16 protein-coding genes are annotated in these 23,250 nt (G+C 47.8%); 8 read left to right on the top strand and 8 right to left on the bottom strand.

Features of this window, described 5'->3' with window-relative positions:
• From IC229_RS19750 to IC229_RS19735, 4 genes are all read right to left on the bottom strand, one after another.
• Window positions 1–2,779 (bottom strand): VWA domain-containing protein (locus tag IC229_RS19750; RefSeq protein ID WP_190888728.1); only part of this gene is annotated, 2,779 nt, incomplete at its 3' end.
• 94 nt (window positions 2,780–2,873) lie between these two features.
• Window positions 2,874–3,560 carry a hypothetical protein gene (locus IC229_RS19745; RefSeq protein ID WP_190888727.1) on the bottom strand — a complete coding sequence of 229 codons (687 nt, stop codon included), beginning with the start codon at window positions 3,558–3,560 and terminating at the stop codon, window positions 2,874–2,876.
• A 106-nt stretch (window positions 3,561–3,666) separates the two neighbouring features.
• Window positions 3,667–4,353 (bottom strand): hypothetical protein, encoded by a 687-nt coding sequence (locus tag IC229_RS19740; RefSeq protein WP_190888726.1) that lies wholly within the window; start codon window positions 4,351–4,353, stop codon window positions 3,667–3,669.
• A gap of 30 nt (window positions 4,354–4,383) precedes the next feature.
• A complete protein-coding gene (locus IC229_RS19735) occupies window positions 4,384–5,361 on the bottom strand; it encodes an ankyrin repeat domain-containing protein (RefSeq protein WP_190888725.1) in 978 nt (325 codons plus the stop codon).
• A gap of 115 nt (window positions 5,362–5,476) precedes the next feature.
• Between IC229_RS19735 and IC229_RS19730 the strand changes: the two genes are divergently transcribed.
• Window positions 5,477–6,193, top strand: a complete 717-nt coding sequence (locus IC229_RS19730; protein WP_190888724.1) for a membrane or secreted protein — start codon at window positions 5,477–5,479, stop codon at window positions 6,191–6,193.
• A 277-nt stretch (window positions 6,194–6,470) separates the two neighbouring features.
• Window positions 6,471–8,963 (top strand): S9 family peptidase, encoded by a 2,493-nt coding sequence (locus IC229_RS19725; protein WP_190888723.1) that lies wholly within the window; start codon window positions 6,471–6,473, stop codon window positions 8,961–8,963.
• An 87-nt stretch (window positions 8,964–9,050) separates the two neighbouring features.
• Here the strand turns inward: IC229_RS19725 and IC229_RS19720 are convergent, their stop codons facing one another.
• Together IC229_RS19720 and IC229_RS19715 are read right to left on the bottom strand one after the other, a co-directional pair.
• Window positions 9,051–9,791 carry a LytR/AlgR family response regulator transcription factor gene (locus tag IC229_RS19720; protein WP_190888722.1) on the bottom strand — a complete coding sequence of 247 codons (741 nt, stop codon included), beginning with the start codon at window positions 9,789–9,791 and terminating at the stop codon, window positions 9,051–9,053.
• Window positions 9,788–11,029 carry a histidine kinase gene (locus IC229_RS19715; protein WP_190888721.1) on the bottom strand — a complete coding sequence of 414 codons (1,242 nt, stop codon included), beginning with the start codon at window positions 11,027–11,029 and terminating at the stop codon, window positions 9,788–9,790. Before IC229_RS19715 ends, IC229_RS19720 begins: the two co-directional genes overlap by 4 nt.
• Window positions 11,030–11,447: 418 nt before the next feature.
• Here IC229_RS19715 and IC229_RS19710 point away from each other — a divergent pair, with 418 nt between their 5' ends.
• A complete protein-coding gene (locus IC229_RS19710; RefSeq protein WP_190888720.1) occupies window positions 11,448–14,633 on the top strand; it encodes a ligand-binding sensor domain-containing protein in 3,186 nt (1,061 codons plus the stop codon).
• On the opposite strand, the gene IC229_RS19705 is transcribed toward IC229_RS19710, so the two are convergent.
• Entirely contained in the window at window positions 14,630–15,457 is an 828-nt protein-coding gene (locus IC229_RS19705) for an alpha/beta hydrolase (RefSeq protein ID WP_190888719.1), read from the bottom strand. The two genes, IC229_RS19710 and IC229_RS19705, sit on opposite strands and share 4 nt — an antisense overlap.
• Window positions 15,458–15,514: 57 nt before the next feature.
• The gene (locus IC229_RS19700; protein ID WP_190888718.1) at window positions 15,515–16,078 is read right to left on the bottom strand and encodes a Crp/Fnr family transcriptional regulator; all 564 of its coding nucleotides are present in this window, start codon (window positions 16,076–16,078) and stop codon (window positions 15,515–15,517) included.
• A gap of 337 nt (window positions 16,079–16,415) precedes the next feature.
• Between IC229_RS19700 and IC229_RS19695 the strand changes: the two genes are divergently transcribed.
• From IC229_RS19695 to IC229_RS19675, 5 genes are all read left to right on the top strand, one after another.
• Complete coding sequence (locus tag IC229_RS19695; RefSeq protein ID WP_190888717.1) at window positions 16,416–19,262, top strand: PAS domain S-box protein; 2,847 nt, start codon at window positions 16,416–16,418, stop codon at window positions 19,260–19,262.
• Window positions 19,263–19,418: 156 nt separating this feature from the next.
• Window positions 19,419–19,577 carry a hypothetical protein gene (locus IC229_RS19690; protein ID WP_190888716.1) on the top strand — a complete coding sequence of 53 codons (159 nt, stop codon included), beginning with the start codon at window positions 19,419–19,421 and terminating at the stop codon, window positions 19,575–19,577.
• Window positions 19,578–19,588: 11 nt separating this feature from the next.
• On the top strand, window positions 19,589–20,956 hold the full coding sequence (locus IC229_RS19685; protein ID WP_190888715.1) for a WG repeat-containing protein: 1,368 nt from the start codon (window positions 19,589–19,591) through the stop codon (window positions 20,954–20,956).
• A 154-nt stretch (window positions 20,957–21,110) separates the two neighbouring features.
• Window positions 21,111–22,175: a fatty acid desaturase gene (locus tag IC229_RS19680; RefSeq protein WP_190888714.1), complete on the top strand. Its 1,065-nt coding sequence runs from the start codon at window positions 21,111–21,113 to the stop codon at window positions 22,173–22,175.
• The gene (locus IC229_RS19675) at window positions 22,175–23,230 is read left to right on the top strand and encodes an acyloxyacyl hydrolase (protein WP_190888713.1); all 1,056 of its coding nucleotides are present in this window, start codon (window positions 22,175–22,177) and stop codon (window positions 23,228–23,230) included. Before IC229_RS19680 ends, IC229_RS19675 begins: the two co-directional genes overlap by 1 nt.
• Window positions 23,231–23,250: the final 20 nt, after the last annotated feature.

Raw genomic sequence — 23,250 nt, 5'->3', positions numbered from 1 at the left:
CACGGTGAGCTATACGTTTTATAAGATTTTCTGCCCGTAAATGAATAATGAGTGATGAGTGATAAGTGATGAGTTTGAGGTCGGCGTTTTCGGGCGTTACATGTGTGTAAGTCCCTTTGCCAGTCTGGGCCAGTTTTTTGAGCGTATTGCTCTTAATTTCATTCTTCCCGTATGTAAAAACAGTTATGTAGACGTCCTGATTGCTGTTTTCCGCCACCAGGCTGAACGTATCATCGCTGATTGGAAATTCGCCGTCGGTTGCCAGAATGATTCGGTTATTACCGGCCCGCAGATAGTTTTTGTTCGCCACCTTATACGCCAGTTTAATACCTTCATTTCCATCCGTATCGCCATCCGACTGAAGTTGATCAATGACGCGAATAATTTCGTCGGTATTGCTACCGGAAGTTGGTTTCAGAACCACCTTTGCTTTTCCCGAATACACAACAATTGCCAACTGATCTTCAGGACGTAACAGACGTAGCAACGATTTTACAGACTTCTTGAGCAAAGGCAGCTTTACCGGCGAATCCATCGAACCCGATACGTCCAGCAAAAGAATCATGTTATTGGCCGCAAACCCGTTTAAGGAAGTCGGCACGGATACCGGCCCCGACCGATCAATATATACCGTATCGACAGTGGCCCGATTAATATATACCGTATCGTGCTGAACAAGCGATTTACCGTTGGCCGTTGATGAAACGGGGCTGCTGGTAGGGGCTTTATCCGGTACTTTATTCGGCTCAACTGAAGGCGATGTTTGAACCGCTACCGGCTTCGTATCAGCCTTGCTGAGGATAGCTTGTTCGGGTGGCAGCGTTACTGTTTTCGACCGACGGAACGCGAAAATATTGGGTTCGTTGATGGTTTTTAACAGATTTACTTTAGCCAGATCCGCGAATTTGTTGTACTCATAAGCGAGTTCGTTATTGAAGAAATAATAACAGGATTCATACGAATTTTCTTTCGTACGGGCAATTCTTGCCAACATATCACTCCATTTCAACGAGTTTTCGGCGATGTCTTCGTAGGGCGAATACGGGCATAAACCGTTGTTACGTCCCAATCGCTGTAATCCTTTCAGGTTTTTGAACTCGTTGATAATCAGCGAACGGGCTTCCAATTGCAGCGAGTCGGGCTGGGGGAGTTGGTTGGTCTCTTTTTTCAGATACGCCCTTACGCCGAATAATATCTCCTTATTCATATCGACGGCACGTAGCAACGCTTTCCCCGATACGTTCCAGGAGTCGGACGGTTTGGCCGCCGGATAGCTCTCGAAGATTCGTCGGACATCCGAATAGAGCTGCTCTTTTTTCTGGTCGAACGTATCGAACAGATAAACGTAGCGGTCCATAATTTCGTCGGAACGTTGAAAGTTGTCCTGTTCGTACCGCTTTTCGTTGGTGTAATCGATCAGTTCGACACTGAGCGCGTCCATTTCTTTCAGCATCGCCAGCAATACGTCGGCCTGACTACTCACAGAAGCCCGATACGTTGGCAGAATTTGCGGGTTACGTATCGTTAGCGTCTGATGTTCGGAAACCGGCACTTTAAACCCTTCATGCGCATACGTCAACGGCGCCCGTCGGCCGCTACGTGTCCGATAGGAATCAACAGAATACTGGTAGTTACGGACTTCCAGTTGCAACGTATTCATCTGACGTAGCGATTCATTGATAAAATCGACGTAGGCATTCAGTGTCTGGAACAGGGCCGGATTGGCGGGCGAAGTCGCGGGTTTTATAGTAAAAGCAACACGGGGAACGTCGCGGAAAGGCTGCGCCCGTTGGCGGGTAGTCGCTATCGATTCCGATACGTCGACGGCGAATACTGGCGAAAATTTCGGGAAATCAAGCAGCCGTCGGGTCGACGTACTGTATTTGACAAATTGCTGATACCAGCTCAGCAAGTCATTGTTATAATAGTTAATGAATGATTTGTAGAACTCGTTGTTGTGGCGGGCCGATTGTCGGGCGGCAAAATTGAAATCGTCGACGGCATGTTTTTTCAGCGTTTGAATCGACTGTAATCCTGCCCGAAACGAGCCAATCATATCGGAAGCCGGGTACTCAATGTGTTTTTGGGCTTGACCAAAGTCGGCGAGTAGTTTTTCGTCGGCCAGAATACTTTTCTGAATCAGTTCAACGGGCCAGTTCGGATTTTTTGAGTCGTTCAGATAGTAACGTAACGTATCGAGCAGCTCCAACTGACTCTCCAATACGTCATTCATTTCTTTTTCCGAATACAGATAAGGATCGTTTGCGCGGTAAGGCTGGTAGCGGTGATAAACTCGCTGGATTTGTTTGTAGAACTCAGTTTTGTCGCGGCTAAACTGATCAATCTGACCTTTCAGATCGGCAATGAGAACGTTCGCTTTTTTAAAATTGTCCTGTTTATAATCCTGAAGCCGGTCGTAGATTTCCAGCGATTTAACCGTCTGGTCGATCTTGTTGAGCAATTTCCAGAGCCCTTTTGCACTGTCATCCAGGCGTTTTTTTTCGGCTTCGGTCAGAGACTGACTGGCGATGGCTTTTTTGTAATAATATTCCTCCAGCGTCCTTGATGGCGAAATTTGTGGCAAGTTCCGACCGTTACCAGAATGATCTATGGTGGAATAATAAGCCTGTACCCGCCGAAATCGATCATCAACTTCATCGGCCGATTGGTTCAAAAACGATACGTAGTGGTTGAGTGCCTGCTGTGGCGTATCGCCCAGAGATTGGCCAGCCGCATGAAAAGCTGCGAAAATCAGAAACAGAAAGAGGAAGGTCTGCATAATCGAAGTAACAAAAAAACAGGCTCAGAATCAATTCAGTACGTATTGACGTAGTAGCCTGGCCGCTGGTACGCCAGCCCGGCCAGGCTATGTTCTACGGGTCCTGGCCATGCGGCACGAGTCGGAATCGGTAGCGAATCGAAACGCCGTCGGGAGCTTTATCTTCGGGATTAGGTGTAGGATTTATCCAGCCCGACCATTCCGTCGATTCCATCGGGCGACGGGGTATGTTCAACTGAAAATCGCCGTATAAGCTATCAAGATAAACCCGTACACTCCAATCCTTAATGGAATACATATAACCATACCAGGGGCGAATTACGGAATCGCCTTCTTCGTGAATCTGCTCATCTCGATAATAAGTGAGTGACGATCCTACGAACATAACTTCAACCGCTTTGTCAATAGGTTTACCGTTCAGCGCAGATTTTTTTACACGGACCTCTACTTCCAGAACCGGCGTATGATCGGAATATTCAAGCAGATAGGGCTGTTTACTATCAAAAACAAACCAGACGATTCCCCAACCGATAACCATTACGAGATCGACGATCTGAATTGTGCGTATATGCCCTTTGACAATCAGGTTATTCGCGAAATACCAGGTCAGAATAAAAGCCAGAACAGCGCCCACTATACCAAATAATATACCGCCGTAGCCATTAGCTATGGTCTGGTCGGAATTGCCCCCCTTGGCGCTTAACAGCGGCCAACTGGCGATAAAAAACCCCAGCGGAGCCGCACATAAACTGGCGAACAATACTGTTAGGAAGCGTTCCATACTTTTTTATTCAATGCGGGAGTTCTGGTCACTACTGGTTTACAAGTTAAAACAGAATGTTATTTCTGACTACTTATGCCTGATTATCAACGACAACCTGCTTAATTTATGGGTCTTGCCCATACGGTACGAGTCGGAATCGGTAACGAATCGAAAGGCCAGCCGGGGTTGTGTAGTCAGGTTGGGGAATGGGAGCAATCCAGTTTGACCATTCGGTGGACTGCGGTGGACGCTTTGGCAAATCCATCTGAAAAAAGGATGCCTGTTGAGGCAAGTCAACCAATACATTCCAGCCTTTAACCCGATGCAGATACGTAAACCAGGGCAAAATCGTAAACTCACCTTCCTGCCGAATGCGCTCAGGCTGGTAGTAGGTCAGGCCAGATTCTGCAAAACGAATGCCAGCTACCTTATCAATAGGATTACCATTCAAGAGGTCTTTGGAAGCACGTATCTCAATGTCCAGAATAGCGTTCTGGTCGGCGTAATGCAACTCCCAGGGTTGCGTATCTGAGTAGATAAACCAAACAATTCCCCAACCAATAACCATAATCAGGTCGGCAATCTGAATGGTTCGTAAATATCCTTTTCCAATTAATAAATTCGTCAGAAAACCGACCACAAAAAAACCGACAATAGCGGCTGCAGTGCCAAGAAGAAGGCCCATATAGCCATTAGCGATGGTTTGGTCGGAATTACCGCGATTATCGCTTAAGTAGGGCCAGCCAGCTACGAAAAAAAACAGTGGAGCCGCGCATAAACTGGCAATGAATAGTGTTACGTGGCGCTCCATAATTCTGTGAATCAGTGAATTGACTTGTGATTATAGGAATTTCTCCGCTAAAACTGTAAACTCCGCAGGTGGAGTGGTTTGCTGAGTTTTATAGGAATCCGCCCGACTTTGTAGAAAATCTTTAAAATCCTGGCCCTGAGGTATCTTGTAAGTAGGATCAGCACCTTTCGAGAGTAATAACTGGCATACTTCCCAGGCTTGCTGATTGGCCGCTTCGAGTAGGATAGACCACTGGCTGGCCGGGTTTATGGCGTTCGGATTGGCGCCGTAACGTAGCAGTAAATTTACCCGCTCCAAACGGTCCTCACTCCCGAAACCGAGCATACTAAACAGAAACGGGGGAGAATCGGGCGTGTTCTGTACGTTCGGATCAGCCCCATGTTTCAGTAACCATTCGATGAATTCCGGTTTTGCCCAGTAAAGGTTGAGTTGAGTGGCCTGACGTAACGTATCGTCGGTTTTGAACGTAGCGCCGTGTTCCAGTAATACGTCTAAGAGTTCATACGCCTGTGGTGTCGGATTTTCGGCGGCCTTCGAAGCCGCAATGTCAAGCAACGTAGTATGGTTGGTACCGCTTTCGTTTATTTTAGAGAAAGGGGCCGCCAGCAATTGCCGAAGTTGGGACGTATCGCCGGCCATAATAGCGACCACAGCCTGTTGATGGGCTGAATCCTGAAAGTAATACGTGCCATTAGCCTTAGCTTCCTGTTCCTTCGCAAATTCTTCGGATTGCCGGCCTTCTTTGATACGTTCGAAAATTAGGTTCGTACCCATCAGCAGCATAGGCAGGCCGCCGAGTACAGATACCGTAATGATGGCAAAACGGGATTCCCGTAGATTTAGAAATACCAGTAACCCTACAAACAGAAGCAATAGGAAAACAAAGCCACTCAGCATGCCCCTCCCAGCCGCATCGTTGTTAGGGCTATTACTGCCTATAAACATATATACGAGGAGCAGGCTATAAAGGCCAATAATGACCCAATTCAGGTTGACCAGCGTTTTCATACGGTAAAATTGCTACGTCCTGGACGGGAATGCTATTGCTAATAAACCACAGGTGGATTTGATGAAATAATATGTAGGTTTATGTACATAATTAGTAAGTTAAACCAGAGATGTTATGAAACTAAAACAACAATCTTTGTGGGGAATGCTTATGCTCCTGACTACCCTCAGCGCCTTCCGCTGGGCTGAGCCAACAGAATTCGACGGTGCCTGGCAGTTTAAAAATCCGGACGGCGCTCTTGTGATGCTGACAATTGCGGATAATTATTTTGTGCAGACTACGTATCAACCAGCCCGCTACATAAGCACGCGGGGTGGCGTCTGTAAGATGGACGGTAAGAAGTTGAGTGTAAAAGTTGAGTTTGATTCGGAAGATAGCAGCCGGGTTGGTCAAACAGAACTGAATGAAGTAGAACTGGATGGTAATAAAATAATCTTTCGTAAACCCGGTGTTATTCAAGTCTTTGAGAAGATTACAGAGACAGCTACGCCCCTTACAGGATTGTGGCGTATTACGGGCCGTGCCAATGATGCAGGACAAATAACAACGATGCAGCGAGGAGCTCGCAAAACTCTGAAACTGCTGACCGGAAGCCGCTTTCAGTGGATTGCAATCAATCCGGAGACGAAACAATTTTCGGGAACGGGGGGCGGTACGTACACGCTGAAAGACGGAAACTACACCGAAACCATCGAATTTTTCTCCCGTGATAATAGCCGGGTCGGGAAATCACTGACGTTTGGCGCGAAGATAAACGGAGACCAATGGAATCACACCGGCGAAAGCTCGACGGGTGGAAAAGTGAATGAAATCTGGAGCCGGGAAAAATAAGATAGCTGTTTAAACTTTCGGATAAAAGCTAACAAATGAGCGCTTTGTCATGCTGACGAAGGAAGCATCTTAAAATATCCTTATTAGTACGTCTAGATACTTTAGGATACTTCCTTCGTCAGCATGACAAGCTAAATCATAGAAATAACTTAATAATAAATAAAAGCAAGTATAATCAGCTGCAAGTGCGCGTAAGTGCCTAATTTTGTTTTGGATTTGAGTTCGTTCATAATACGATCTTTGATTACACCTCCATACAACCTAAAACTGTTTTTTTATGGTTTCTATCTTAACTAAAACTCGCCCCGACCGCTGGCTTTTATTGGCAGTGGGGCTTACCTGTTCAGTAATTGGATACGCACAGGACGCTGCTACGTATCAGACACCGCCAAAAGTGCTGGCCGATTTAGTAACCGTGCCACTCACGCCCAACGTTAGTATGTCGGCGAAAGGCGACATGATGGTGCTGCTTGAGCAAGCCGCCGTTCCCAGCATCGACGAACTGTCGCAGCCAGAACTTAAACTGGCTGGCCTTCGTCTGAATCCAGCTAATACAGGCCCCAGCCGCGCCCGCTACGTTACGGGACTTAAACTCCGGAAACTGACCGACAAAGACGAAAAAGCCATCACGGGCTTACCCGCTTCTCCCCAGATCAGCTACGTTACCTGGTCGCCCGATGATACTAAAATCGCATTTGCTCACTCGACCAACAGCCGTATCGATCTATACGTTATCGACGTAGCAACGGCAACCGCTCAGAAAGTAGGCACTGCCGCTCTGAACGCTACGTTGGGTGTGCCGTATCGGTGGTTATCGGACAACAAAGGGTTGATTGTAAAAACTGTACCGGCTAGTCGTGGACAGGCACCCGAAGTGAGCCGAGTTCCCGGTGGACCAACCACCCAGGAAAACATTGGTGGGAAACGTGGTCAGGCACCAACGTATCAGGACCTGCTCAAAAATCCATCTGATGAAAAACAGTTTACGTATTACACGACAGCACAGGTAGTTCGGATGGGACTGGACGGAACAGCTACGAACATCGGTCAGCCAGGCATTATCATGACAGCCGACCCCTCGCCCGATGGACAATACGTACTGATCGAAACGGTTCATACGCCGTTTTCGTATCTGGTGCCGGTGAACCGATTCCCGCTCAAAACAGACATTTATGCAACGGGTGGTACGTTGGTAAAAACGCTGATTGATAGTCCATTACAGGAAAGTGTAGCCTATAGCCGCGACGGTGTTCCGACTGGCCCCCGCGATTATACCTGGCGGACAGACGTACCGGCTTCGGTTTACTACACGGAGGCACAGGACAATGGCGACCCAAAAGCAAAAGCCGACATTCGAGATAAAGTTTACTTGATTGAAGCTCCTTTCACGGGTCAGCCTAAGGAAATTTATGCATCTCAGTTCCGTTTCGCTGGCTTCGACTGGGGGAACGCTTCTACGGCGCTGGTTTCGGAACGTTGGTGGCAGAGTCGAAAAACCATCACCAAAATCATTAACCCTGCTACGTGGCAATCGTCGGTGCTTTTCGACCGCTCTTACGAAGATCGGTACACCAACCCCGGCCAGCCCGATATGAAGCAGAATCAATACGGTCGCGACGTACTGAACATTCTGCCCAGCGGTGAAATCCTGATGCTCAACGGACAAGGCTCTTCGCCTGAAGGTGACCGTCCATTTGTGAGCCTGTTGAATCTGAAAACGAAACAAACGAAGGAGCTATGGCGGTCGGCATCTCCCTATTTCGAGCGACCCGTAGCCGTTCTGGACGCGGCTAAACAGGTGATTCTGACCACCCGCGAATCACAGGAGGAGAATCCTAATTACTTCATCCGTAACCTGAAAGCACGTATCGCTCCCATACAGGTAACCACTTTCGTGCATCCATATCCGCAACTGAAAGGCATTCAGAAACAGCAACTTCGCTACAAACGTAACGACGGCGTGGAACTGAGTGCTACGTTGTATCTGCCGGTTGGGTACAAGAAAGAACAGGGACCTTTGCCGACGTTCCTATGGGCGTATCCGGCTGAGTTCAAGAGTAAAGATGCGGCTGGTCAGGTGTCGGGTTCACCATACCAGTTCAACCGGATCAGCTATTGGGGCGCGGCTGCTTTTGTGACGATGGGCTACGCCATTCTGGACAATGCCAGCATTCCCATCGTGGGCGAAGGCGATAAAGAACCAAACGATACGTACGTAGAACAACTGGTCGCCAGCGCCAAAGCCGCCATCGACGAAGGTGTTCGACTAGGCGTTGTCGATTCGACGAAAGTTGGCGTCGGCGGGCATTCGTATGGTGCGTTTATGACGGCTAATCTGCTCACGCACAGCCGTATGTTCAGAGCGGGTATTGCACGTAGTGGCGCCTATAACCGAACATTAACGCCTTTCGGATTTCAGAACGAGCAACGTAGTTACTGGCAGGCTCCTGAGGTGTACAGCAAAATGTCGCCGTTTATGAACGCCGATAAAATGAAAACACCGTTGCTGCTCGTCCACGGCGAGGCCGACAACAATACAGGTACGTTCCCGATTCAATCAGAGCGGTATTACAATGCCCTGAAAGGCTTTGGTGCAACAACCCGACTGGTACTCCTGCCCTATGAAAGCCATCATTATGATTCCAAAGAATCACTGCTGCACATGCTGTGGGAGATGAACGGCTGGCTCGACAAATACGTGAAAAACCCCACCGCAACCGCACAACCGGGCAAAGCCGGAAAAGTTGGCGGTGGGAAATCGGAGAAATAGGTAATGTTGAATGAACCGGGGCCCGTATGCCATTACTCAGAGTAATGGCATACGGGCCCCGGTTCATTCAACGCTTTTTCGGACGTATCAAATCTTCTCCAGCAAACTCAAAAACTCCTGCTTTTTATTGCGCGAAACGGGCAGCGTCTTGTTATTCGCCATGACAACTTCGCCACCGTCGCCCCGGATGTATCGCTGGACGTAGCGCAGATTGATGAGGTAGCTGTGATGTACGCGGCAAAAACCTTTGGTTTCCAGTACGTCCTCTACTTCTTTCAGCGTTTTGGAGATGAGGATAATCTGCCCGTTTTTCAGCGCAAACCGCGTGTAACCTCCGTCCGATTCGCAATAGTAAATCTCCTCACTGTGAATGATTTGCAGACCTTCCATCGTTGGCAGGGCAATCCGGTCGCCGATACGTTGATTTTGCAGGTAACCTAAAAACTGCTCGATATTGCTGGGTTCCTGGGACGTCTGTTCCTGTTCGGCTTTAGCTACTGCCCGTACCAGTTCATCTTTATCGACTGGTTTCAGAATGTAATCCAGTGCGTTGTGCCTAATCGCTTTAATGGCATATTCGTTGAAGGCCGTAGTGAAAATGACCCGAAAATCTGTATACCGACAGGCTTCCAGCATTTCGAAACCACTCATGCCCGGCATTTCAATATCCAGAAAAATCAGGTCGGGATGCATCGACTCAATGGCTTTTAAGCCTTCTGGCCCGTTGGCGCAACCCGCCAGAATCTCTACGTTCGGGCAATAGCGTTTTAAAAGCAGCGTCAGAACGTCGCGGCAGTGTTTTTCATCGTCGATTAATAATGCAGTCATGGTTGTCGGAGTTTCATGGTGAATGTTACGTCAGTGCCGGCGGGTTGGCCCGTGGTCGTCGTTCGGTCATTTATGGTAATGCTGGCGTCGGCATCGTATATCTGGTTGACAAGCTGTAAACGTTCCTGTGTAAGCGTATTTCCATACGATTTATGGGCTGTCAAACCGTTTACCTGTGACTTTATCGAAGCCGCCCGACCAATTCCATTGTCGCCAATGGCAATATAGAGATAGTCATTCTCAACGTAGCACTCCACACGTAGCGTTGGTTTCACTACGTTCGGTTGCAGCAGGCCGTGCCGAATGGCATTCTCAATATACGGATAAGTGACCATCGGCGGAATAAATACGGTATCGATCAGCAGCGATTTGCCAATAGTGAACACAAACTCAAACTGATTGTCGCAACGTAGTAGTTCCAGTTCGATGTAAAGTTGTAACGCTTTCAGTTCGTTATGCAGCGATACCCATTCCATAGACGTATTGGCCATAATCTGGCGCATCAGCCGCGAAAATTTCGTCAGATACAACGACGCCTGTTCGGATTCATTTTCCAGCACAAACTTGTTGATGGCATTCAGGCTGTTAAACACAAAATGTGGATTCATTTGCAGCCGAAGCGCCAGCAGTTTTGTTTCGGCCATGCGTCGGTTGTTTTCCGACAACTGCTGCTGAACGCGCTGATACGCCAACTCAGTTTCGACCCGACCAATTTTCTGGGCGCAAAGAGCCGCAATTTTCGTCAGGATAGTGAGGTGATGTGGGCGGAAAAAGTTGCGTTTCGGATGCTCGGCATCAATAACGCCCCAAACCTTCCCATTGAGCCAGATGGGTACGGTTATTTCAGAAAAACGAACTTCATCATCAGCAATATAGCGTTTATCGAGAGACGTATTGCCGATACGTTCTGCCTGCCCACTCAGGGCCACAGAACCCACAATTCCATCACCTAATTTAATTTCGATAGGGCAGTGAATAATACCGAGCGCGGGTCCTTTGCGACCATGAGCCGCTAGCTGCACCAATACGTTACGTGTTGTATCGAGTTGATAGATAACACAATCCACAAAATTTAGTCGGGCAATGCAGTTACGGGCCACGTCCCATAGTACGTCGGCAATGGTGCTCTGCTCCAGCAATGACATTGCGAAGAAGTTAATGACCCGTTCTACTTCTAGTTCTTCTTTCAGGGAATGCTGGAAATCGGCTGGTAATATGTTACGGTTAGCATTTCTCACTAGGATGATGAGTGTTAATTTATGAATAAGCAAAAGAACAACTATTTTATAATGCTCGTTAGCGGAAACCAATAACAGGTGGCTTTTAGCGGATAACTGGTTTATTGGGTGAATAACTGCCGGATGCTGGATGTAACAGGCAGGTGAATTGGCAGTTATTGGTTATTTTCTACCTGTTATTTGCTTAAAGCCACTGACTGTCGGTTTGTAGTAAACCCCACTACGTGTATGGTATATATTTGGCGTGATAGTGATACATAAGGCAGGTAGAGTTTCTTCCATTTAATTAGAATTGGAAAACACTACGTCTCTAGTTTATCGATACGTTGAATCGCTATTACGAAAGAAGTTTTTGGGTCGAACGTAATGAATTTGAGTAACTCACTTGCTATCTTTCCGGTTGACACCTTCCTACTCAATGGCGCAGCCATGTAATACCCAACAAAGCACAAGTAAATCTGGCCGGGTTCTGTGGCTTTGCCATTGCCTGTTGCTGAGTTTGGGCTGGCTTTCGGTAAAGGGGCAGGCACCAGCACTGGCATTTCAGCGGTTATCGTTGATGCAGGGATTGCCCGCCAACTACACCATGGCTATTGCGCAGGACAAACCCGGTTTTATCTGGATTGCCAACGTAAAAGGACTTACCCGCTTCGATGGGATACGTTGCCTGAACTTCAGCCGCCAGATAGGCGATCCCCGGTCCTTGTCACACCGAATAGTACGTACCGTTTTTTCATCCCGTAACGGTACACTCTGGGTAGGCGCGCAGGAAGGATTAAATCGCTATGACCCCGCCACCCAAACGTTTCAGCGATATTCATTTGCCGATCTGGGTCCGGGCAGCAATTTCATACGTAACATTATTGAAAGTCGTGATGGTCGACTGTGGCTGGGAACAAAGGGTGGACTTATCTGCTTTGAACCAGGTACGGGCAAAATAACAACTGTAGATCTGCCCATTGGCGACGCTTCGGAAACCGCCGTTAAGTCCATCCGGCGAACGTTGATTGACGGGCAAATCCTCTGGATTGGTACGGAAAGCGGTCTGTTTGCGTACAATATGGGTACAAAACAGATCCGCTCGTTTCGCCATGACCCGGCAATTCCGACATCCTTACCCGGCGATTACATTTCGGCGCTCACTAAAGACACACGTACCGGCGACATTCTGTTGGGCACCCGGGATGGCCATTTGCTACGTATGCAGCCGAAAACGGGGCAGTTTCAGCCTATTTCAGCGCTTTCGGTCAACCAGCCTATTGCTGCTATTCTGACTACACGTACCGGCGATTTATGGGTGGGCGTTAACCGATCTGGACTTTATCATTTCGATAAAACCACCAATACATTTCTTCGCTACGTCAACAATCAAAACAATCCCCGCAGCCTGATTTCAAACTCCATTACGAACCTTTTTGAGGACAGATCGGGCGTTGTGTGGGTATTGAGCGATGATGCGGGCGTTTGCTGGTTCAATCCGACAGTCGACAAACTCCATTCGCTGTATGATGAAATCGACTATCAACCCGTCAATACACAAGGGTACGATGCGTCGGGCCTGTCCATCGACAAAACGGATAATTCGGTTTGGGCAGCTACCCGCGATGGGGCCTTACACATTAATCCGCAAACGAAGACGTATCAGGTTTTCCATCATGATCCGAACAATCCCAATAGTCTGACCGATAACATGACCTATGCCGTGGAAGCCGACCTGCCCAGGCGGGTGTGGGTAGGTACGAATAGTGGGGTAAGCTGGCTGGATCCAACGACGGGTGTGGTGCAACGTATTCCAAGCCTGTTGCCCCCGGCCGACTCCGGAAAAATTCCGGACGCTATGACTTATAAAGGCATTGCCGGGAATCAAGGATTTGAGCTGCTGAAAGCCCCAGATGGCCGAATGTTTATTGGCACGAACGAAAAACTGACTATTTATGATCCAAAGACTGGTCGTTTCCTGAACCAGTTTAACGACCCACGTATTGCAAAACTTCCCGGCAAAAATTATAACACACTGTACTTTGACAGCAAACAGAATTTATGGGTAGGCGGTCTGGGACCAATCTATAAAATCAGTCCGGATTTACGTTTGATAGCCCAATATGTCCATAGCGACGACCCACATAGCCTGCCCGATGAAGGAGCAACCGGATTTGCCGAGGACCGATACGGACGGATGTGGGTATGTACTGACAACGGCTTGGGATGCCTCAATCAGAAAACAGGTAAGTTTCAGGTGTTTATGACCCAGCATGGTTTACCACATGACGACCTTTCGGCGGTGATAATAATTGGCGATACGCTCTGGATCAGTTCAAGCCGTGGATTGGCCTACACGGATGTGCGACGACCTAAATTCACCGTTTTCAATGAAGCAGATGGGTTTTCTTCCTCCGAATTCGAATCCGGCTCAGTAGTTCGTGACGGCGCCGGACGGCTCTATTTTGGGGGAATGAAGAGTCTTATCTATGCGTATCCACACCGCATTCAGAAAAACCGGTTCGTGCCGCCGGTTTATCTGACATCGTTTCGGGTGAACTCGCTGGAACTGATGGGCGAACCATCCGCTACCCCGCCAAAGCTTGAATTAAGCTATACCCAGAATACGTTTACGTTTGAAATGGCGGCTCTGAATTTCGACAATCCGAACGACAATCAGTACGCGTATCGTCTTGAAAATTTCGATGCCGACTGGAAACGGGATGGGAATCGCCCTTTTGCCAGCTATACCAACATTCCCCCCGGCGACTACGTACTGCACGTCATAGCCGCCAACAACGATGGCCTTTGGAACCGGGAAGGGTATCGATTGCCCATAACTATTCTGGCGCCATTCTGGCAGACCTGGTGGTTTCGAATTACTACGTTGGCTTTATTGTTGGGTCTGACAGGATTTATTGCCCGTCGGCGGGTGCAGATACTGGCGAAGGAGGAACGGGAAAAAAGCGAACTACGGGAACGTATTGCGGCTTCAGAAATGAAGGCGTTACGTTCGCAGATGAACCCGCATTTTCTGTATAACTCGCTGAATGCCATTCGGTTATTTATTCTCCAGAATGATGGCGATAATGCCGATAAATACCTGGTGAAGTTTGCCCGGCTGATGCGGCTTATTCTCGACAACTCGCGGATGGAATGGGTAACACTGGATAGCGAACTGGAGCAACTGATCCTTTACATGGAACTCGAACAACTCCGCTTCGATGACCTGTTCGATTTTTCGATAAACTCCGATCCTACGCTTTCGCTCGATAAAACGGCCATTCCGCCCATGATTATTCAACCGTATATCGAAAATGCGATACTACATGGCATGGCCCACAAACAGACTAAAGGCTGCATCAAAATCTGTATTGTTCCCAAACAGACGCATCTTGAATTCATTATTGACGACGACGGTGTTGGTCGGGAGCGGGCGCAGTCTTTTAAAAAAACGGGATCGAAACATAACAGCGTCGGCCTGCGCGTAACCGAAGACCGACTTCAACTAATCGGGCAACGTAGTGGTCAGACTGCGGGTGTTCAGATTATCGACAAATACGACGATCAACAACAGGCGACCGGTACGCGCGTCATCATTCAGATGCCGTTCATGAGTTCTTAGCAGTAGCTAGTAGCCATTTGCTTTACTGAACTGTCAAAGTAATCGAGGATTTTCTCCATATACTTGTCCTTGTGTTCAGATTTCATGATAGCTGCGTGTTTGGCGGTTTCTACCGTCCAAAGTTCTGTTTCTACCGGGCTATTTTCTTTAAAGCGCATCCCCATGTCAACGGAAACCCAATCGTCGGTTTTGGAATAAATCAGGAGCAACGATTTTAGATGTTTCGCTTCTTTTATTCGGTCAATCATGCGCACCTTTTTTCGGAAGGCAGGCATCAAAAAATTGAACAGACGTAGCGTTTTATAGGCCACTGGAAATTTTATCCAAAATTCTTCCAACGTAGTGGCCGCACTTTCAACAATGGCGAAACTGAATGTATGATTCGGGTCCGCAAAAGCGATAGTCGCCATTTGTCCGCCCAGCGAAATACCGTGGTATCCGATTGGAATATCTGGAGTCAGTTCAGATGCTTTGATACTGATGGCAACAATATCTTCCTGGTATGAAAAATTGCCGAATGTACTTTCGCCGAAACCATTTATGTCAAAGACCAACGTATTGAAACCGTGTTTTCGCAATAAGTCTGTATAGCCATTTTTTATAAAATAGCCTTTGGCTTCTTTGCCCATTGGGTGGCCAAGCACGATGGTGGCTTTTTCCTCGGCAGTTTTTGATTTTGCTAATAACCCTTTAAGAATTCCCCCCGATTTACTTTTAACGGAGACCGGTATCCATTCTTTCTGTTGATCAGGCAATAATGGGCTTCGCCACTTGACCATGAAGTTTCCGAAAAAGGGCTTTTTGAGGAGCTTATAGATATTCATCGCTGACCTTTTTTCTACAAAGGTCCCGGAATTAAAAGACTTCGAAGCTAACATAGGTTAGAAAATGCTTTTGCGTAGTCTGCTCAGACTTTCCGGATGGATGCCCAGATATTTGGCGATTTTATGAACCGGAACGAGATTTATTAACTGGGGTCTTGTCGATAAAAGATCGTTATATCGTTCCTGTGCAGATTTTGTCAAAAAGTCTTTTTCTCGATTAGTGCTGATAACGAAAATGGCTTCAGTTGCCAGGCGTCCTAATTGATTGGCGATTAAGGAAGTTTTGTACGCCCTTTGAAGTTCATTGTACTCGATCACTTCAACTTCACAATCGAGTAAAACACATACCTGCGTATCCGATGGTTGTTGCGTTATGAATGACGTATATGAATTGAAAAAACAACCGGGCAGAAAAAAATCGACAATTCGTTCCTCTGCCTCTTTCAGAACCGTGATTTCAATTAATCCGCTAATTAAAAAATAAGCGTTACGTTCAATTTGTCCATACGGCGAAATAATATCGCCTTTTTTAAAGCTCTTTCTTGTTACTTTGAACGGAAGCTCACTATTGTCTTTTAACTCCGTTTTTACCGTAGCATTTATATATTCGATAATAGTCATTTTCTGTAGGGGAAATAATCTGAGATAGGTTAGGTCAATTACTTATGTGAAAAAAGTAAACTACTTGAATCGTATAAGAATCTACTTCAGGCAGATTTTAAGCCATTACGTATAGCAAGAAATGATTTTTTGTACATCTGGTCAAGTGGGATGTGCGTAGATATGAATTACACCAGTAACAATTTGTAGGTTGCCAAAGTCAGGCAAAGTGTATTTGCGTGGCGAAATCAAACGAAACAGTTTCACCTTACCAGTGGTTCAATACCGTGGTACGTCTGTTTACGGGGAAAATTAGGAACGTATCAGTACGCTTTTGCCAAATACAACTTTATCCACTATGTACGGCGGCCAAAAACCAGTGAATCAGTATAAGGAAGCCGATAACAATGACCACCTGGAGGTTGCACTTCAGGCTAGTGGAATAGGTATTTGGGACTTAAATCCAATCGACCAGACTGTTTATTGGGACGAGCGTTGCCGTGAACTCTACGGTTTCGCGAAAAACGACGTAGTGCCCTACGATCAGGTGCTACGTTATATGCACCCCGACGACCGCCCTCGGGTGCATGAAGCCGTTCAGTGGGCACTTAACCCGCAATCGGGTGGGCAGTACGAAAGCTGGTTCCGAACCATTGGAGCCAGCGATGGTAAGGTGCGGTGGCTGCATTGCCAGGGTAAAGCATTTTTCAACAAAGAGAACGTAGCATACAGGTTTGCTGGTATAGCCCAGCCCGTAAACATCACCAACTGGCAATCCTTAGAAAACAGCTCACAACAAGCCCTGATTGAAAGCGAAGAACGTTTTCGGACAATTGTTGAGCAGGCTCCGGTTGCCGTGGCGCTTTTTAGCGGACCTGAGTTCGTTATTACCCTGGCCAATGAGCGCATACTGGAAGTCTGGGGCCGAAAGCGTGAACAGATTATGAACAGGCCATTGTTCGAAGCAATTCCTGAAGCTAAGGGGCAGGGCTATGAAGCGATAATGACTAACGTTTATACGACAGGTGAACGGTTTGTCGCGAAGGAACTGCCAATTAAACTGGAACGTAACGGTCGGCTGGAAGCGATCTATATTGATTTTGTCTACGAACCATATTACAGTAATGACGGGAGTATTATAGGCGTTACGGTGGTTTACATCGAAATTACGGAGCAGGTAAAGCAGCGCCAGACAATTGAAGCCAGTGAAGCCCGTTTTCGTAGCCTGATTGAGGAAGCTCCCGTTGCTACGTGCCTGTTTGTCGGACGTGATATGGTTATTGAGGTAGCCAACGAAGTGATGGTTAGCTATTGGGGTAAAGATTTATCAGTAATTGGTAAGCCTTTTATTGACGCCGTTCCTGAACTAAAAGGGCAGCCATTTCTCGACATTTTAGACAAGGTATTTACAACTGGCGAAACCTATACAGCCCAGCACATGCGCGCAGATCTGGAAGTTAACGGAATCCTTGGGACGTATTACTTCGACTTTACGTATAAACCGCTACGTAACGAATCTGGTGACGTATATGCCATTATGGATATGACCGTCGACGTAACGGAGCAGGTGCTGGCCCGACAAAAAGTGGAAGCCAGCGAAGCAAAACTGCGCTCCATTATTGCAACAGCACCAGCAGCTATGGGCTTGTTTGTCGGTCGTGATTTGATTGTGGAAATGCCGAATAAGGCATTTATCAATATTGTTGGGAAAGGGCCTGACATAGTGGGTAAGCCCCTACGCGACGTAATGCCGGAATTAGAAAATCAGCCATTTCTACAGATTCTGGACGATGTCTATACGTCGGGAAAAATGTTCCAGAGCTTTGGTTCTCAGGTGAATATCGTGCAACATGGCGTGATGACTCGCAACTTTTATAACATTACGTATACCCCGATTTTAGATGTACACGGGGAAGTGTATGCTATTCTGGATATTGCAATCGACGTAACGGATGCTATAAAGGATCGGCAGCGAGCTGAAGAAGCGGAACAGGCATTACGTGGAGCTATTGAGCTGGCCCAACTCGTTACCTGGAGCATACATATTCCAACGGGTCAGTTCAGTTTTTCGGAGCGATTTATGGATTGGCTGGGCCTCTCCGAACGAACGAAACCTGTTGAAGAAGCTTTCCAGTCAATGCCTGATGAATACCGGCAATCGTCTGCCGAAATACTTGCTGCTGCCATTGAACCAGGCTCACGGGGCGTGTATGAAAACGAACATCCGATTATAAACAGCCAGACTGGTCAGGTACGTATCATTCACGCCCAGGGACAGGTATTTTATGATACAAACGGTATGCCTGAATACCTGAGCGGAACCGCGCAGGATGTTACCGAGCATCGGCGTGTACAGCAGCAACTCGAATTTCAGGTACAGGAACGTACCGAAGAACTTGCCTCAACAAATGAAGAACTGGCGGCAACCAATGATGAATTAGCCAACATTAATGATGAACTGGCTCACTCAATTCAGGATTTACAACGCTCGAACCAAAACCTGGAACAGTTTGCTTATATCGCCAGCCATGATTTGCAGGAGCCACTACGTAAAATTCAGTCGTTTGGCGATATCCTGAAAAACCAGTACGGCTCCCAGATTGGTGAGGGTGTTCAGTATCTGGAACGTATGCAGAAGGCGGCTGGCCGGATGTCGACTCTCATTCGTGATCTGCTTGCGTTTTCGCGCATTTCGACCCGGCAGGATAGTTCCCGGCGAATATCACTCAACGATGTCATCAAAGCAGTTCGCACCGATCTGGAGCTTTCCATTCAGGAATCGGGTGTTACGTTACAGGTTGACACTTTACCCGACGTATTAGGCGACCGCTCACAACTGGAGCAGCTATTCCAGAATCTGCTCAGCAATGCCCTCAAATTCCGCCGGAAAGATGTTAAACCAACCATCGCGATACGTTCCCAATCGGTGAAAGCCATCGATTTACCGCCATCCATCCGGCCAGCCCGACTGGCACCTGTCTATACTCGAATCGACGTAGCGGATAACGGAATCGGTTTCGATGAGAAATATGTCGAACGCATTTTTCAAGTGTTTCAGCGGCTGCATAACCGAAGCGAATTTGCCGGTACCGGTATTGGTCTGGCGATCTGCGAAAAAGTGGTAGCCAATCACGGTGGGGCCATTACTGCCACCAGTCAACAGGGTCGGGGTGCTACGTTTATCCTGTATTTTCCGGCAGCATAGCCATGTAGCTGGAGTCTGGCCCAGACACGTACCACGTAATAGCCGGAAAACGCCGTTTATTTAGTCAAACCGACCTGTTATTAGTTTGGGCTGTTAGCCCCTGGTCTGCCCCTCTATTTTTGTGACGTTCTCGAATATATCCTTCCTGAAAACCTCATGAAATCAACGAAAGCAGCCAAACGTGATACGTATCTGCTAATGCCCGGCCTGGATTGGTCCGGCCTGGATTGGCCCAACCTCGCGTGGCTTGTGGTTACCTGGACCGTATGTCATTGGTCGCGGGTAAATGCCTTCTTATACACCTGCAATTTTTAACAGTCGACTCAATGCAACTCAATCTTAAACCCTATTACTGGCTGGCGATTGGTGTCGTGCTGGTGTTTATTCTGCTGGGAATAATTGGCAACGTATTGATTCCAAATGGCGTAGATAATCCATCCTGGCGAAAAGCAGGCCCTTACGTCGTTTTCGGTTTGTTTCTGGTGATGGTGATGGCGATGGTCCCGATTGTGCTACAGAATTATCTGTCGGCGCAGCATAAGATCGGGAATGGTAACGTACCGATGGTACAGTTTATAGCTCGCCAGCCTCGCCTGGTTGTGTTTGGTTTCTGGATCATGATGGGCCTGGGTGTAGCCATGGCACTTCCCTACATGATAAAAGATGGTTTCTTTACGCCGTCGGAACCGGAATTGGCTTCCGACGCAATGAACGGCCTTCCTGACGAATTATATCCGGTTCGAATCGGGGAAAAATGGGGTTACATCAATAACAAAGCTCAACTTGTCATCCAGCCCCAGTTCGACCGGGCCGACGATTTCAGCGAAGGGCTGGCTGTGGTTACGATAGTGTCTGTCAAAGGCGAAACAACCATCTGGAAAGACGGCTACATCGACCAGTTAGGCAACGTAGTGATTCCATGCCAGTTCGACAAAGCGCATCCGTTTTCGGAGAACATGGGACGTATCGAAATCGATGGGAAAACCGGTTTTATCGACAGACTGGGTCGTATGGCAATACCTCCGCGTTTTGAAGAAGCCTCCGATTTTTCCGAAAGCCGGGCCGTAGCCAAAATGAATGGCCGAAATGGATTTATCAACCTGGCTGGCGAATGGGTTGTTCAGCCCAAATTTGAGCGCGCCAGCTGGGTTTCAGAATTTTCCGAAGGATTGGCGGCCGTATATACCACCGTCGAAGATGGACCAGCGGGTTATGTCGATAAAACGGGCTCGTTCGCCTTCGATCCTAAATTTGACTATGTAGAGGCATTTTCAGAAGGGCTGGCTCAAGTGCGGCCGAAAGGTTCTTCCAAATATGGCTACATCAACCGCAAAGGCGAGTGGGTAATTCCGGCTCAGTATGAATTGGGCATGCGTTTTTCGGAAGGTGTAGCTGCGGTGAAACGTAGCGATGGTAAAGGCTGGCAATTAATCGATTTGAGTGGAAAATCCGTTTCCGGCGTTTTGCCCTACCTATTTGTCGGCATGTTTCAGGAAGGACTGGCGGGTGTTGAAAGCAAAGACCATCGCTGGGGTTTTATCGATAAAACTGGACGTGAGGTTATTCCGACGGAGTACGCAACCGTTACGCTCTTTAAAAATGGTCTGGCTCGTATGGAGAAAGGGCGGGTAATGGGCGAATTAAAGATGGTATACCTGAACCGTGAGGGCAAAATAGCCTGGCAGGCTGAGTAGCGTTTATAACGGTTTTGTCATGCTGACCAAGGGAGCATGACAAAATAGACGTAGTGCCAACCCCGTGCTACATCTTTTTTTATCAAACCGTTTACTTTTGAGTTATTCTACTAATTCCTCGCTACGTTAGGGATCGGAATTGCTCAAAAGAAACATGGATTGGTCACAAACAACCCGCCAATATACTATCAGCAGGGCGTTGCCATATGGACTACCGTTGTTATTCAGCGGCTTGTTTATAAGCACAGCCGCTGGCAACTGGGTTTGGCTGGCACCTATACTGCTCTGGGGAATTGGCACGCTAACCCGACCATTGGGCGAATTCAGCATCGGGCAACTGCTTGACGAATACCACTTTTTTCATCATAGCCTATTGATGGACCGGGTGAAAACGGTATATGGCGTTTTTTTCGTTAGCCTGAACCTGTGGGCGTTTTACTTCTTAACGACACACGCGCTATCGGTCTGGCATTGGGCCGTCTTTACGTACGGGATGATTATCCTGAACAGTAATTTCGCTATGCCGCTCGCCCACGACCTCATGCACGCGCCAACCCGATTGGCCCGCTGGCTAGCGACGATATTGCTGATTCAGAACGGTTTTTTCTACCTCGAAGCCGACCACATCTTCATTCACCACCGCTACGTTGGTACACCGAAGGACCCCGCTACCCCCCGATTAGGTGAGCCTATTTACCGCTATTTTGCCCGTTCGATACCTCATCGGTTTCGGCTGATTTCCGACGTAGCAACCGTATTTCCAGATTCGATTGGGAACCGTATGGTTCAGGCTACTACGTTAAAATTGGTGAGTTGTGTCACGTATCTGGCACTGGCGAACTGGGCAGGAATTTGGGTAGTTGGCTGGGTATTGGCGCAGTTTGTTTTTGTGGTACTTATCTACGAATCCATTACGTACATTCAGCACTATGGTCTTCAACGTATCAAAACAGGCGAGCGGTTTGAAGCCGTTCAGTTACAGCATGCCTGGAACAGTTTTTACCGGCTCGATACGTACCTGTATTTCATGATGCCAGTACATTCCATTCACCATGTACATGACCAAAATCTGGATTCGATAACGAACTTTGCCGGGCCCCGTATGCCGCTACCATTCGCCAAAATGATGCTGTTAGCTTACCAACCTGCTCGATGGTTGGCGCTTATGAATAAACCCGATTTGCGTCTGAGTCGGGATTTGCAGCCAATTGTCTCTTGATGCCAACACTACGCACTGCCTTTGTAAAGATAGGTTGGCTGATTCCGTGGCTGATTTCCGGTTCCGTTCTGGCGCAGCAACGATTAATTTGGGAAGCTTATGGACACATTGGCGGTTTAACCTCGCGGCAACGAGAGCCACAAGTTGACACGAAAGCCGTGTGGGGTACCGAACTGACCGTGAGCCGACAAACAACCGGTAAGCAGTTCTGGCAGCGGGCGCATGGTTTTCCTGAAATGGGGCTTACGCTACGTTGGCGCAATCTTGGTAATACGTCGATGTATGGGAGTGATGTGGCGCTGGTGCCGTTTCTGGCGTTTAGTCTCTGGCGCTCCAGAGTTGCTACGTTACAACTGAAACACGGTACTGGTCTAGCTTATTTTACGCGGCAATACGACGTAGCGGCCAATCCAAACAATCAATTGATTAGCACTCGATTAAACGCTGTTTCGCTTCTAAATCTCGGCCTGCTGGTACATGCTACGTCCCAACTTGATTTAAAAGTAGGTGTCGAACTGAATCATGCCTCAAATGGAAATCTTCGTCAGCCAAACAGCGGTCTAAATACGATTACGGCTTATGCCGGTCTGCGCTACGTTCCCGGTCAGTGGGTTGAGGTTCTGCGGGAGTCTGTGCTACGTCGGCGGCACAATTGGCGTGGTTATGCATGTACGGCGTTTGGTATTTTTCAATCGGCTGATTCAAGTCGTCTGGCTGTTCTGCCACAGTTGGAAGGAGGAATTCTTTTTGAACACGACGTTCGGTTCAGAGCTTCGGCTGGCCTTGAAATTGGTTATCATCCCGATGATGTCTATCAACTTGGCGTAAAAGTGGGGGAGGAGGTGTTGTTTGGGCATCTGGCTATCCGGTATCAGCTTGGCGCTTACCTGAATCGACCCGTAGAAGGAAGTCGAATTTATGAAAAAGTTGGCATCGCCTGGTATCCATTTCGGCTACGTAACAACATCCCCGACCGCCTGAATTTTGGCACTGCACTGAAAGCGCACGGCCTACGTGCTGCGTTTATAGAAGTGAGTGCTGGGTATGTGTTTTGAAATAGTAGGCCCCGACAGCC

The sequence above is a fragment of the Spirosoma profusum genome, assembly GCF_014699005.1.
Taxonomy (GTDB): Bacteria; Bacteroidota; Bacteroidia; order Cytophagales; family Spirosomataceae; genus Spirosoma; species Spirosoma profusum.
This window is presented reverse-complemented; position numbering and strand designations above follow the sequence as displayed.